Annotated in this window: 12 protein-coding genes; 1 reads left to right on the top strand and 11 read right to left on the bottom strand. The window is 60.7% G+C overall.

The features are described 5' to 3' along the window. Window positions 1-48: 48 nt before the first annotated feature. From PAF20_RS06165 to PAF20_RS06145, 5 genes are all read right to left on the bottom strand, one after another. Window positions 49-1,035: an ABC transporter ATP-binding protein gene (locus PAF20_RS06165; RefSeq protein ID WP_271072835.1), complete on the bottom strand. Its 987-nt coding sequence runs from the start codon at window positions 1,033-1,035 to the stop codon at window positions 49-51. Further along, the gene (locus PAF20_RS06160) at window positions 1,032-2,021 is read right to left on the bottom strand and encodes an ABC transporter ATP-binding protein (protein ID WP_271072834.1); all 990 of its coding nucleotides are present in this window, start codon (window positions 2,019-2,021) and stop codon (window positions 1,032-1,034) included. The genes PAF20_RS06165 and PAF20_RS06160 overlap by 4 nt, the downstream gene beginning before the upstream one ends. Window positions 2,022-2,024: 3 nt before the next feature. Next, a complete protein-coding gene (locus PAF20_RS06155) occupies window positions 2,025-2,933 on the bottom strand; it encodes an ABC transporter permease subunit (RefSeq protein WP_271072833.1) in 909 nt (302 codons plus the stop codon). Window positions 2,934-2,936: 3 nt separating this feature from the next. Continuing rightward, complete coding sequence (locus PAF20_RS06150; RefSeq protein WP_271072832.1) at window positions 2,937-3,944, bottom strand: ABC transporter permease subunit; 1,008 nt, start codon at window positions 3,942-3,944, stop codon at window positions 2,937-2,939. Window positions 3,945-4,024: 80 nt separating this feature from the next. Beyond that, window positions 4,025-5,611 carry an ABC transporter substrate-binding protein gene (locus tag PAF20_RS06145; protein WP_271072831.1) on the bottom strand — a complete coding sequence of 529 codons (1,587 nt, stop codon included), beginning with the start codon at window positions 5,609-5,611 and terminating at the stop codon, window positions 4,025-4,027. 342 nt (window positions 5,612-5,953) lie between these two features. Between PAF20_RS06145 and PAF20_RS06140 the strand changes: the two genes are divergently transcribed. Continuing rightward, window positions 5,954-6,463 carry a MarR family winged helix-turn-helix transcriptional regulator gene (locus PAF20_RS06140; RefSeq protein ID WP_271072830.1) on the top strand — a complete coding sequence of 170 codons (510 nt, stop codon included), beginning with the start codon at window positions 5,954-5,956 and terminating at the stop codon, window positions 6,461-6,463. Here the strand turns inward: PAF20_RS06140 and pdeM are convergent. The 6 genes from pdeM to PAF20_RS06110 form a co-directional block, all read right to left on the bottom strand. After that, complete coding sequence (pdeM, locus tag PAF20_RS06135) at window positions 6,460-7,080, bottom strand: ligase-associated DNA damage response endonuclease PdeM (RefSeq protein ID WP_271072829.1); 621 nt, start codon at window positions 7,078-7,080, stop codon at window positions 6,460-6,462. The two genes, PAF20_RS06140 and pdeM, sit on opposite strands and share 4 nt — an antisense overlap. Next, window positions 7,077-9,476, bottom strand: a complete 2,400-nt coding sequence (locus PAF20_RS06130) for a ligase-associated DNA damage response DEXH box helicase (protein ID WP_271072828.1) — start codon at window positions 9,474-9,476, stop codon at window positions 7,077-7,079. The genes pdeM and PAF20_RS06130 overlap by 4 nt, the downstream gene beginning before the upstream one ends. Continuing rightward, complete coding sequence (locus PAF20_RS06125; protein ID WP_271072827.1) at window positions 9,473-11,053, bottom strand: cisplatin damage response ATP-dependent DNA ligase; 1,581 nt, start codon at window positions 11,051-11,053, stop codon at window positions 9,473-9,475. Before PAF20_RS06125 ends, PAF20_RS06130 begins: the two co-directional genes overlap by 4 nt. Further along, window positions 11,053-12,060: a ligase-associated DNA damage response exonuclease gene (locus PAF20_RS06120; RefSeq protein WP_271072826.1), complete on the bottom strand. Its 1,008-nt coding sequence runs from the start codon at window positions 12,058-12,060 to the stop codon at window positions 11,053-11,055. The genes PAF20_RS06125 and PAF20_RS06120 overlap by 1 nt, the downstream gene beginning before the upstream one ends. Continuing rightward, on the bottom strand, window positions 12,061-12,534 hold the full coding sequence (locus PAF20_RS06115; RefSeq protein ID WP_271072825.1) for a pyridoxamine 5'-phosphate oxidase family protein: 474 nt from the start codon (window positions 12,532-12,534) through the stop codon (window positions 12,061-12,063). A 104-nt stretch (window positions 12,535-12,638) separates the two neighbouring features. Further along, the gene (locus PAF20_RS06110) at window positions 12,639-13,664 is read right to left on the bottom strand and encodes an amino acid ABC transporter substrate-binding protein (protein WP_271072824.1); all 1,026 of its coding nucleotides are present in this window, start codon (window positions 13,662-13,664) and stop codon (window positions 12,639-12,641) included. Window positions 13,665-13,713: the final 49 nt, after the last annotated feature.

The raw sequence follows: 13,713 nt of genomic DNA, 5'->3' as shown, positions 1-13,713 counted from the left end.
GCGGCCCGGCCCGTCAAGCCGGGATCTTGCGCCACGCGCGGACATGGCTCAGGCCGCTTCCGTCTCGTCCAGCGGGATCGGGTTGTGGCAGGCAAAGCAATGCCCCTTCCCCTCCAGCTCCGGCTCGACCTTGGTGCAGATGTCCTGACGCCGCCAGCAGCGCGGGTTGAAGGAACATCCCTCGGGCTTGTTCATCGGCGACGGCAGCTCTCCGGTCAGCTTGATGCGTTCCTTCCGCTCGCCCGGATCGGCAACCGGGGTCGCTGACAGCAGAGCCTTCGTATAAGGGTGGCGCGGCGCATCGAAGATCACATCCTTCGGACCGATCTCCACCGGCTGGCCGAGATACAGCACCAACACCTCATCCGAGATATGGCGCACCACCGACAGATCGTGACTGATGAAAAGATAGGCCAGGTCCATGCGTTCCTGCAGGTCCATCAGCAGGTTCAGCACCTGACTTTGGATCGACAGATCAAGCGCCGAGACGGGTTCGTCCAGCACCAGAATCTTCGGCTCCAGCATCAGGGCGCGGGCCACAGCCACACGCTGACGCTGCCCGCCCGAAAACATATGCGGATAACGTTCGAAATGTTCCGGCCGCAGCCCGACCATGCCCAGCATATCGCGCGCTCGTTTTTCACGCTCTGCCGGTTTCACTTCGGGACGGTTCAGAAGCAGAGGCTCCATCAGTGTCTGCCCGATGGTCTGGCGCGGGTTCAGACTGCCGTAAGGATCCTGAAACACGATCTGGACCATCGAACGCAGATCACGGTCACCGGACGCACCATCCGGACCGATCTGACGCCCGCCGATGAACAATTCACCTTCGGTCGGCGGTTCGATCATGGTGACAACACGGGCGAGCGTAGACTTGCCAGAGCCGGATTCCCCAACCACGGCCAGCGTCTTGCCCGGTGTCAGCGAAAAGCTCGCCCCGTCGAGTGCCCGCACCGTGGCGGTCGGTTTCATGAAGCCGCCCTTCACCTCGTAATGGCGCTTCAGGTTCGTGGCGGTGAGGATCGGATCGCTCATGCTACGGACTCCTTCCCGGTTGGCTGACCGTCCATCAGCGGATAGTGGCACAACGCATGACCCATTTCCGGACCCGCAGGCACAGGCCGTTGCGCGATACAGCGATCATCGGCGAACTTGCAGCGGGGCGAGAACAGGCAGCCGCTCGGCCGGTCGAACTGGCCCGGAACCACACCGGGAATCGTCGGCAGCCGCTTCTCGGTCGCGCGCTCCGGCAATGCCGCCAGAAGTGCAGCGGTATAGGGGTGGTGCGGGTTCTCGAAAAGACTATCGACCTCCTGCAACTCGACCCGCTGGCCGGCATATTGCACCTGCACACGCTCCACCGTTTCGGCGACGACACCCATATCATGGGTGATCAGCACAAGCGCCATGCCGGTTTCTTCCTGCAAGCCGGTCAGCAGTTCGAGGATCTGCGCCTGAATGGTCACATCAAGTGCCGTCGTCGGCTCATCCGCGATCAGCAGCTTGGGCTTGTTCGCCAGAGCCATTGCGATCATGGCCCGCTGGCTCATCCCGCCGGAAAGCTGGTGCGGATAGGCCTGCAATCGCTTCTCCGGCGCGGGGATGCCAACCTGACGCATCAATTCGACGGCGCGGTCCTGCCGCTGGCTGCGGTTCATATTGGTGTGTTTGCGCAGCGATTCCTTGATCTGCCAGCCGATGGTAAAGGCCGGGTTGAGCGATGACATCGGCTCCTGAAAGATCATCGAGATATCCTTGCCGATGATCCGCCGCCGCGCCCGTCCGGAAATATTGCGCAGGTCATGCCCGTCAAATTCCAGCTTGTCGGCGGTGACCGTGGCGGTCCAGGGCAGCAGCCCCATCAGCGCCAGCATAGAGACCGATTTGCCAGAGCCGGATTCACCCACAATCGCCAGCAGTTCGGCCTGATCTACGGTGACGTCGACGCCATCCACTGCCCGGAACTTGCCCGAAGAGGTGGCGAAGTCGACGCTGAGGTTACGGATTTCAAGAAGTGCCATCGCTCAGCTCCGCTTCAGTTTCGGATCAAGCGCATCGCGCAGACCGTCGCCCATCAGGTTGATGGCGAGAACCGTGATCAGAATGCACAGGCCCGGGAAGGTCACGACCCACCAGGCACGCAAGATAAACTCGCGCGCTTCGGCCAGCATGGTGCCCCATTCCGGCGTCGGCGGCTGTGCGCCCATGCCCAGAAAGCCGAGTGCCGCCGTATCGAGGATTGCCGTGGAAAACGACAGTGCGGCCTGAACGATGATCGGCGCAAGGCAGTTCGGCAGCACGGTGCGGAACATGATCCTCAGCGGCTGACCACCGGCGACGCGCGCTGCGGTGACATAGTCCTTGGACTTTTCCGACAGCACGGCCGCGCGGGTCAGGCGCACGAAATGCGGTTGCAGAACGATGGCGATGGCGATCATTGCATTGATCAGGCTGGGACCAAGGATGGCCACCAGCACAAGCGCCAGCAGCAGGCTTGGGAATGACAGTATGATGTCCATCAGCCGCATGATCAGAGTGTCCAGCCAACGCGGCGCGAATCCCGCGATCACCCCCAACAGCACGCCGCAGAATGTCGCGAGCGTCACAACCAGCAGGCCGATGAAGAAAGAGTAGCGCGCGCCATAGATCAGACGCGACAGCAGGTCACGGCCAAGCGCGTCCGTTCCCAGCAGATAGGCCGTCGATCCGCCCTCTTGCCAGAACGGCGGCACCAGCAGGGCGCTGCGGTCCTGTGCATTGTAGGAATATGGTGCCAGAAGCGGCGCGAAGGCGGCGATCAGCAGAAAGGCAAGGAAGACGAACAGGCCGATCACGGCGCCGCGGTTTTCCTTGAAGGATGACCAGAACTCCCGAAAGCGCGATGGCGGCTTTACGGTCGGGGTGCTGGCGCTCAGGCTGGCGGTATCTGCCATGTCTCAGCCCTTTCGAATCTTGGGGTTGATAAGCCCGTAAAGGACATCGACGATCAGGTTCACGATCATCACGACAAGCGCGATCAGCAGCAGCCCGCCCTGAACGACCTGATAGTCACGGCGGAAAATCGAATCGACCATCCACTTGCCAATGCCGGGCCATGAGAAAATGGTCTCTGTCAGGATTGCCCCGGCCAGCAGCGTGCCGACCGACAGGCCGATCACCGTGATCACCGGGATTAAGGCGTTGCGCAGCGCATGCACGCCGTTCACGCGCATCGGCGACATGCCCTTGGCGCGGGCGGTGCGGACGTAATCCTCGCCCAGAACCTCCAGCATGGCGGAACGGGTCTGGCGCGCGATGACGGCCAGCGGGATCGTCGCAAGCGCTATGGTCGGCAAGATCAGATGCGCCACGGCAGAGCGGAAGGCCCCGGACTGCCCTGAAAGCAAGCTGTCTATCAGCATGAAGCCTGTCGGCGTGTCGAAGAAATACTGCAATCCAATGCGCCCCGAAACCGGCGTCCAGCCGAGCGTGCCGGAAAAGACGATGATCAGCAGCAGCGCCCACCAGAAGATCGGCATGGAATACCCGACAAGAGCCGAGGACATCAGCGCCTGATCGAAGAACTTGCCGCGATTGACCGCAGCGATGACCCCAGCCGGGATGCCGATCAGCGTGGCAAGAATGATGGCGCAAAGCGAAAGTTCTACGGTGGCGGGAAACAGCGCCATGAACTCATCCAGAACGGGGCGCTTAGTCGCGAAGGAGGTTCCAAGGTCGCCCTGAAGAATCCCGGCGACATAGTCGAGATATTGCTTCCACATGGGTTGGTCAAAACCCATCTGCTCCTGCAGCATCTCGTAGCGTTCGGGGCTGACGCCGCGTTCGCCGGCCAGCAACAGGATTGGATCGCCCGGCAACAGGCGGATGAAGGCGAAGGCGATGATAGTCACGCCGATAAAGGTCGGCACGAATGTCGCCAGTCGGCGGATCAGAAAGCTGAGCATCGGCGTGTTCCGGGGCTTGGCAAGATAAAGGAACGACCGGGCAGCGCATCGCTGCCCGGCCGCAAAGCTTGGCTAAAAGCTTACTCGGTCAGGCTGACGCCGTAGAAGACGTGCCCGCCGAACGGATCAATCTTGTAGCCTTCGACCTTGGTGCTGATCGGCTCATTCACGACGGAATGGGCGATGGTGGCCCAGGGTGCCTGCTCTTTGAAGATGACCTGAGCCTCTTCATACAAACGAGTCCGCTCTGCCTGATCGGATTCGACCTTGGCCTGCTGAATGATGCTGTCGAATTCTTCATTGCACCACTGGGCGCGGTTGGCGTCGCCGACACCGTCGCAGCCAAGCAGAACAGCAAGGAAGTTGTCCGGGTCACCATTGTCACCGGTCCAGCCAAGCAGAACCGCACCATCGCGATCCTCTGCTTTCGAGCGCTCAAGATACTCGCCCCATTCGTAGGACACAATTTCGACGTCAACACCGACTTCATTGAAGTCTGCCTGAATCATCTCTGCCATGCGGCGGGCGTTCGGGTTGTAGGGACGCTGCACCGGCATCGCCCAGATCTTCATCGACAGATCGGTGACGCCTGCCTCTTCCAGGGCAGCCTTCGCGGCTTCCGGATCATGAGCATCGTCTTCGATTGCGTCGTTATAGGACCACATGGTCGGCGGGATCGGGTTCTTCGCGACGCTGCCTGCGCCCTGGAAGATACCGTCAACGATGGCCTGTTTGTCGATGGCCATGTTCAGCGCCTTGCGAACCTCCGGGTTGTCGAATGGTGCGACCTGGGTGTTATAGGCCAGATAGCCGACATTCAGACCCTCGCGGCTGACGACGTTGATGTTTTCATCCGCGTTCATCGCTTCCAGATCGGCCGGGTTCGGATAGGGCATGACGTGGCATTCGCCGGCCTTCAGCTTCTGGTAACGCACCGAGGCATCGGGCGTGATCGCAAAGATCAGGTTCTCGATCGCCGCCGGCTCACGCCAGTAATCGTCGTTGCGGGCGTAACGGATGACCGCATCTTTCTGATAAGCGACGAACTGGAACGGGCCGGTTCCGATGGGCTGCTGGTTCAGCATCTCGGGCGTGCCAGCCTCGATCAGGTTGTCGGCATATTCCTTCGACATGATCGAAGCAAAGGACATGGCGAGGTTGGCCAGCATCGGTGCTTCGGGACGGGTCAGCGTGATCTTGACGGTCAGGTCATCGACCTTTTCGACAGATTCGATCAGGTCCGGCATCGACATAGAGTTGAAATACTCATAGCTCGCGCCGGCGGTCATGGTGTGATAGTCGCCGCCATCCTCGCCCTGACGCGTCAGGCTGAAGATCACGTCATCCGCGTTCATGTCACGCGTGGGTGTGAAATAGTCGGTCGTGTGGAATTTCACGCCTTCGCGCAGCTTGAAGGTATATTCCAGACCGTCCTCGCTGACTTCCCAGCTTTCGGCCAGGCCCGGCTCAATCTCTGTCTCGCCGTGAACGAAGTGCACCAGACGGTCATAGATATTGCGCGCGGATGCGTCGAAAGTTGTGCCGGATGTATAAAGCGCCGGGTCAAAACCTTCGGGCGAGCCTTCGGAACAATATACCAGATTGGCAGCCGAAGCGGCGGAACCCATCAGCATGGCAGCCACGCTGATCGCAACAAGTTTCTTCATTTTGTACTCCCGTGTTGGACATTGATCCGCATCGTTGCGGTTCTTGTCATGTCGACAAACTGCCCCAAACCCATCTGTCGATGCAAGCAGATTGCCATGAACCGAGCATTATCGGAACACAATCAAAGGTTGCAAGTGGCATTCGCAACCGCCTGAACGGGGTCGTCCCGCCTGTCTTTCTGGGCAGAGAAAAGCGATTTCGCGCCACATCGCCCGTTATTTCCGTTGACGAGTATAGCGCATCTTCTGCTACTTGAACGAACTTATGGCTGTCTGCTCGACATTTCGGGGAAAATTATAGCTCACGATTTGTCGGGTCCGCCGAGTGAACAAGGGAAACTTATGTCCGATCCTGACAATATCTCAATTCTTTCAGGCCGAATCGACCTCGGCTACCTGTCGCGAGACATTTCCTTCATGTCCCGTGTGTTGCGAGCCCATATCAGGTGGGCAAATGCCGAACTGGCGCATGAAAATGATTCGCAGAGCGGCAGGTCCGCACTTTTGTCGGTTATCGGGCTCAATCCCGGCATTTCACAGAATGATCTTGCGGCCACAGTTGTTCTAAAAAAATCCGCTGTTACTAAACTTATAAGCGATATGGAGGCGGAACAGCTTGTCATTAGGGAGAAGCCAAAGGCCGACCGGCGCTATAACGCCCTGCGCCTGAGCGCAGAGGGCGAGGACAAATGGCGCGCTCTGAAAAATGAGATGTTTGTCCGGCAGGAGGCTCTGCTTGCCCCTCTGAACGGGCGAGAGCGTGAGAAGCTGTTCCAGCTTCTGGGCAGATTGATCGTTCATTACACCGATCAACTGGACGGCCAAGAGCAGGCAACGGACACTGACAGCTAGCCATAAGGCACGGCAATCGCCTTTCGCCCCGTCAGCACCGCAATACCGCGAGGGACAATCGCCCGCAGCGCAGGGTCGTCATAAACAAGGCCGCCGGTGTAATGCCCGAATGCAGGCAGAATAAGATGACCGGAAGCGACCAGAAAACAGGGCCGGGAGCGGCCTGCGATGCGCATCTTGGGATGAAAATGCCCCGAAATATCAGGGTCTTCACCCGCGATATGGCGCAGGGCAATGCCTTGCTCCAGATACGCATCCGGCCCCTGCAAAGGGTCATGGTTTCCCGCGATCATGATCGTGGTGCTGCGCCCGGCCAGCCGGTCCAGCAGGTCGCGGTCTGTCTGGCACAGACCTTGCGCCGCCGCATCGTCGTCGAAAATATCGCCGAGCAGAACAAGCCGTGACGGCCGCAGCACGTCCAGTTCCGCCGAAAGCCGCGCCAAGGTCTCGCGCGTCTCGAATGGTGGCAGAAGCGATCCACCACGCCGCGCCATGCGCTCTGACTTGCCCAGATGCAGATCCGCGACGATCAGCATATCCTGATCTGGCCAGTACAATGCCCCGCCTGCCCGCGCGATCAGGCGCTGCCCGGAAAAATCGAACGCATAGCCTGTCATGCGGCGGCAGCCTCCAGCCCGGCTTCGGCCATCAGACGGGCGGCTTCTTCTTCCAGCAGGCGATCTTCGCCCAGACCCCGTATCGGCACTTTGCCGACTTCCAGCATCAGCGGCGCTGCCAGCGGCGTGACATGGGGCGGCCTCGCATGGACGACATGCGGACGCATCGCCAGCATCTCTTCAACGCGACCAAAATCGACAAGGCCGCGCATCGCCTCGTCACGGGTCAGACGCATCAGGAGGTGATCGGGTTCGTGGCGGCGCAGGGTGTCATAGATGATGTCACTGGAAAACGTCGCCTGTTTGCCCGATTTGCGCTGACCCGGCAGGTTGCGCTGCAACAGCCCCGCCACCGTCGCGACATTTCGGAAACTGCGCTTCATGACGGCATTTTCACCCAGCCAATCCTCCAGCCCTTCGCGCAGGGTCGAGGGTTCGAAAAACGGCGCCGGATCTGTGATCGGGTCCATCGACCAGATGAGCAGCGCATAATCCGTCGCGACAAAGCCGAGCGGGCCGAGACCCGCATCCTCCATCCGCCGCGTCAGTATCAGGCCAAGTGTCTGATTTGCATTGCGTCCCGCGAAGCTATAGGCGCAGAAATAAGCGCGGCCGCCACGCTCGAACGTCTCGCAGGTCAATGTTCCGGGCTGCGGCAGGACAGAGATCTCGCGCTGCAATTCCAGCCAGCCGCGCGTCGCATCAGGCAGCGCCGCCCACGCATCGGGATCACCGATCAGCGCCAGAACCCGCGCCGAAAGCTCTGTCGAGGTGGCCAGTTTCGTGCCGTTGAATACCGCAATCTTGGGCGATTTCGACGGTTGCGGCGTCACCTCGACGATCATCTCTCGCAAGCGGTCATAGCGCACGGTCTGCCCGCCGATCAGAAAAGTGTCTCCGGGTGCAAGGCTGGCGGCAAAACCTTCCTCGACCTCGCCCAGGGGCGCGCCGCCGTGTCGCCGCCGGACCTTCAGCGTCTCGACGTCGTTGATGGTTCCGATATTCATGCGAATCATCCGGGCGGCGCGCGGATCGCGCAAGTGCCACATCCCGTTGCGTTCAACCAGACGCTGCCAGCGGTCATAGGCACGCAGCGCATAGCCGCCGGTCGCGGCGAAATCCAGACAGTCGTCGAATTGGGCAAGCGTCAGATCGGCATATGGTCCCGCGCCGCGGACCTCGTCAAAAAGCAATGCGGCATCAAAAGGTCCGGCGCAGGCTGTCAGCAGTATCTGCTGGCAAAGCACATCCAGCCCGCCCTGTTGTCCGACCGACCCACGCCCTTCGCCATCCAGATCGCCCTCTGCCACCGCCTGAAGGGCCGCGACGCATTCGATAACCTCGAACCGGTTTGCCGGCACGATGCGGGCCTTTGAAGGCGCGTTGTAACGGTGGTTCGCGCGGCCTATGCGCTGTACAAGCCGTTTGACGTTCTTAGGCGCACCGACCTGAATGACCAGATCGACATCGCCCCAGTCAATCCCCAGATCAAGGCTGCCAGTCGCCACGACTGCCCGCAACTCACCGGCTGCCATCGCGGCCTCTACCCTTGCGCGCACATCGCGAGACAGGCTTCCGTGATGCAGGCCGATGGGCAGGTTGTCATCATTGACATCCCAAAGTGCCTGAAAGAACAGCTCTGCCTGTGCGCGGGTATTGATGAAAACCAGTGTCAGCCGCGCGGCCCTTAGCGCGTCCATCACATCTCGCGCGGCGTGTCGCCCCCCTCCCCCGGCCCAGGGTGGCGGCTGCTGCGTTTCCAGCATCGCGATATCGGGCGCGGGGCCGGGATCGGCCATGACGATCTGCGCGCCGCCCAGATATGCGGCCAGCCCCGCAGGATCGTCAACGGTGGCCGAAAGCGCCGAGACAAGCAGCCCCGGCGCAAGACTGCGCAGCCGCGCCAGCCCCAGCATAAGCTGATCGCCGCGCTTGCCCTCTGCCAAGGCATGGATTTCGTCTATCACAACACGCTTCAACCCGCCGAATATCTTCGGCGCTTCGGGATAGGACAGCATCAGTGCAAGGCTCTCCGGCGTCGTCAGCAGAATCTCTGGCGGATCAACACGCTGACGCGCCCGCCGCGAGGCAGCGGTATCGCCGGTGCGATCCTCGATCCGGATATCAAGGCCCAGATCGGCAACCGGGCGCGCCAGATTGCGCGCGATATCATTCGTCAGCGCCTTGAGAGGAGAGACATAGAGCGTGTGCATCCCCTCATGCGGGCCATCCATCAGCGCAGCCAGTGTCGGCAGGAACCCCGCCAGTGTCTTGCCGCCGCCGGTGGGCGCGATCAGCAGTGTGTCACTGTCTGCGTCAAACAGGTCCAGCTGATGGGGGTGCGGTGTCCAGCCTTGCTGGCTGAACCATTCTGCAATCCGGTCGGGCAGCGTCATGTCAGTTCCGGCGCAAGCATCTCTCGCAATGTCTCGATCCGGTCGGCCTCGGAAGCGGGCTTGTCATCCCGGATGCGACTGATGCGCGGGAATCGCATGGCGACGCCCGACTTGTGGCGGGTCGAGCGGTTCAGCCCCTCAAACGCGACCTCTACAACCTTGGTCGGGCGAACGGCGCGGACCGGGCCGAAGCGATCTACCGTGTTGTTCCTGACGAAACGGTCGAGTTGTTTCAATTCTTCATCCGTGAAACCGAAATAAGCCTTTCCAACCGGCACCAGATCATCGCCATCCCAAACCCCAAAGGTGAAATCGGAATAATAGCCAGAGCGCTTGCCGTGCCCCCGCTGAGCATAAAGCAGCACGGCGTCGATCACCATGGGATCACGCTTCCACTTGAACCACGGCCCCTTCATGCGCCCGGCAAGATAGGCGCTGTCGCGTCGTTTGATCATGACGCCTTCGATCACCGGATCGGGCGGATCGGCGCGCAGCGCGGCCAGTTCGTCCCATGTCTTGAATGGAAGCATAGGCGAGGCATCAATCTGCGGTTCGGCAAGACCGGGGATGACACTATCCAGCACCGCCCGACGCTGATCAAAAGGCAACGGTCGAAGGTCATCGCCCCCCCACAACAGCAGATCATAGGCGCGAAGCCCAGCCGGATGACTTTCCAGCAACTTTTTCGAAACGGTCTTGCGGTTCAGCCGTTGCTGCAACTCGCTGAAACTGCCCACCTTATCCCCACGCCGGACCAGCAGTTCACCGTCGATCACCCCGTCGAAATTCAGCCGGTCGAGAACATCGGGGAATGCGCCGCCGATATCCTCTCCCGTGCGCGAATAAAGCTTGCGCGTGCCCTGATCGGAGACCGCCTGAACCCGTATGCCGTCCCATTTCCACTCTGCCGCATAGTCCGCCGGGTCGAGCGAGGCCAGAGCATCCAGATCGGTTGCCGTCGACAGCATCACAGGCCGAAACGGCGCAAGCGCAGCGGAAACCGGTTTTTCGCCGCCCCCGGCCCACGCAAAAAGCTCCAGATAAGGCGGTGTCAGCCCGTGCCAGATTTCTTCGACCTCTGTCAGCGGCAATTCACCAAACTCCGCCAGAGCCGCGCGCGCCAAACGCGCCGAAACACCGACGCGCAGTCCGCCTGTGGCCAGCTTGAGATAGGCATAACGCTCTGACGGGCTCAGCGCATCCAAACGCGACGCAATAAGCGTCGGCAACCCCGCCTTGCCGGTCTTCAGCAGCTCATCGACCAATTGCGGCAAAGGCAGGTCACGATCATTTGGTGGCGCTTCAGGCTCTGGCCAGATCAGCGCAATCGTCTCTGCCAGGTCGCCCACAAAGTCATAGCTAATCGCGAACAGTTCTGCATCGACACGTTCCGCCACCAACCCACGCAACAGCGTCGGTGTCACCGCACGCAGCTTCAGATCACCCGTCAGCGCCGCCAGTGCAAAGCCGCGCTCCGGATCATCGGTCGCCGCGAAATAGCGCGACAGCAGCCTCAGCTTGCCATTGCGCTGCGGAGTGAAGGCCAGACGTTCCAGTAACTCGGCAAATTCGCGCATCACTCCGCCTCGTCCTCATAGCCGGCAAGATGCAGCGGACGTGCCGCGCGACCGTGCAACTCGCACCAGCGAATGACGGCATCCTCTCTGCCATGCGTTACCCATGTCTCTGCCGGATCAAGTTCCTCTATCGTGCGGGTCAGGTCGGTCCAGTCGACGTGATCGGAAATGACAAGCGGCAGTTCGACACCGCGCTGACGCGCACGCGCCCGCACCGACATCCAGCCGCTGGCAAAACAGATCACCGGGTCGGGAAAGCGTTGCGCCCAAGTTGCCTCAAAGGCCGAGGGCGGGGCGATAATGATCTGCCCGGCAAACTCGGCCTTTTTCATCGTGTCGGTCGTCGCGGGACGCAATTCTCCAAGCGGCACGCCCTGCGCGATATGATAATCGCAGATCTTCTGCAACGCACCGTGAATATAGATGGGCGCGTCCCAGCCCGCCTGCCGCAACAGCATGATGACCCGCTGCGCCTTGCCCAGTGAATAGGCCCCGACGATATGCGACCGCTCGGGGAAAGAGGCAACGGATTCCAGCAGCTTCGCGGCCTCTGCCTGTGGGTCGGGATGGCGAAACACGGGCAGGCCGAATGTCGCCTCTGTCACGAAGATATCGCAGGGAACCGGTTGCCACGGCGCACAGGACGGATTCGCCACGCGGGCATAGTCGCCCGAAACGGTCACGCGTGTTCCTTCCGCCCGCACAGCTATCTGGGCGGATCCCAGAACATGTCCTGCCGGGTGAAAGCTGACCTCTGCGCCGCCGATCTTGATCTCACCCTCCGCCACTTGCCGCGACCCGGCAAAATCATCGCCATAACGGATGGCCATCAGGTCCAGCGTCTGGCGGGTCGCCAGCACTGATCCATGTCCGGCCCGCGCATGATCGGCATGGGCATGGGTGACAAGCGCGCGGTCAACCGGGCGCATCGGGTCGATATAGAAATCGCCCGAGGGGCAGAAAAGTCCCTCGGGTCGGGAAATCAGTGGCGTCGTCTTCTGCGCCATTCAGCCAAGACTAACCGTGCCATGCTGACCAAGGTCAGGCTTTTGATCCGTCAGCTTGGACCTTGCAATCTGGTAAAGGAAACCAAGCGCACCGCCTTCGGTCACCCAAACCTCTGCCTTGCTGGGGGCATAGCGGACCAGTTGCAGGTCGGGATCGGCCTTGCCGCCTTCGAACCAGCTTGATGCGATGACGCCCCAGATTTCGTCCAGCTTTTCGGCATCGTCGGACAAGGTCAGCTTGCCACTGACATCGGCATACAGCCCCTTGCCGTCGCTGCAGACAAGGTAGTTCGCATCCGCACCCTGCGCCGCAGCCTTGGCCATCGGGGTATCCTTGGCGGTGATGAACCAAAGGTTGGGATCACCGTCGATCATGCTGTGCGACATGGGCAGAAAGCGCCCGTCGACCTCCAGCATGCCGGTGTTGATTTTTTTCAGCCGGTCATGGAATTCCGTCTTGAGGTCGTCCGACATCGTTTCCTCCTGTTGATGTTGCGAACACAACGTGAACCCTACTGTCGGGTTCCCGCTGCTCACATCTTCAGAAGATGATGCCTGCTGGCTGGCCTACCGCCCGCTTATCGGAAGGGCATGGCGTAGAGCAGCCCGCCCTGTGTCCATTGCGCGTTCAATCCGCGCGCAAGCCCGATCGGCGTCTGCTCACCGATAGTTGCCGCATAGATTTCGCCGTAATTGCCGGATGCGGCGATGGCGCGTTTCGCCCATTCCCTGTCCAGCCCCAGCTTTTCACCCAGATCGTCGGATGACCCCAGAAGGCGCTGCACCTCGGGGCTCTCGGACGATTTCGAAAGCTCTTCGATATTGGCAGATGTGACGCCGTATTCCTCCGCCGCGATCAGCGCATAGAGCGTCCAGCGAACCACGTCGCCCCAAGCCGCATCACCATGCCTGACAACAGGGCCAAGCGGTTCTTTCGAGATGATCTCCGGCAGGATGATATGATCGGCAGGGTTGGCAAATGCCGCACGCGTCGCTGCCAACCCCGATCGGTCGGTCGTATAAGCGTCGCAGGCACCGGCCAGATATTGCTGCTCTCCCTCGGCATTGCTGTCGACGTTGACTTCCTGATAGTCCATCATGTTGGCGTGAAAGTAATCGGCCAGGTTCAGCGCCGTCGTCGACCCCGTCTGGACGCAAATCGACGCGCCGCCCAAATCCTTGGCGGATGACACCCCCAGAGAGCGTGGCACCATAAAGCCCTGCCCGTCGTAATAATTGACGCCGGCGAAATCCAATTTCAGCTCTGTATCGCGCAGATAAGTCCAGGTGGTATTACGCGCCAGAAGATCAACCTCTCCGCCGGACAGGCTGGCAAAGCGATCCTCTCCGCTCATTGCCTTGAAGGCAACCTTTCTAGGGTCGCCAAGGACCGCAGCAGCAAGTGCCTTGCAGAAAGAGACGTCAAACCCGCTCCAATTGCCGTTGGCGTCGGGCGAGGCAAAGCCGATCAGGCCGGGATTCACGCCACAGTTCAACATGTCGCGGCTTTTGACACTGGCAAGCGTCTCGCCATCGGCAGCCAATCCTGCACCCGCAGTCCACAGTAACGAAACTGCTGCGCCAAGAAAGACGGCTGTCCTCATCTGAATTCCTTCCAGTTCCGGCGGCCGTTCCGCCAATCTTCGCACCACA

It is taken from the genome of Paracoccus albus, assembly GCF_027913035.1.
Lineage (GTDB): Bacteria > Pseudomonadota > Alphaproteobacteria > Rhodobacterales > Rhodobacteraceae > Paracoccus > Paracoccus albus.
This window is presented reverse-complemented; position numbering and strand designations above follow the sequence as displayed.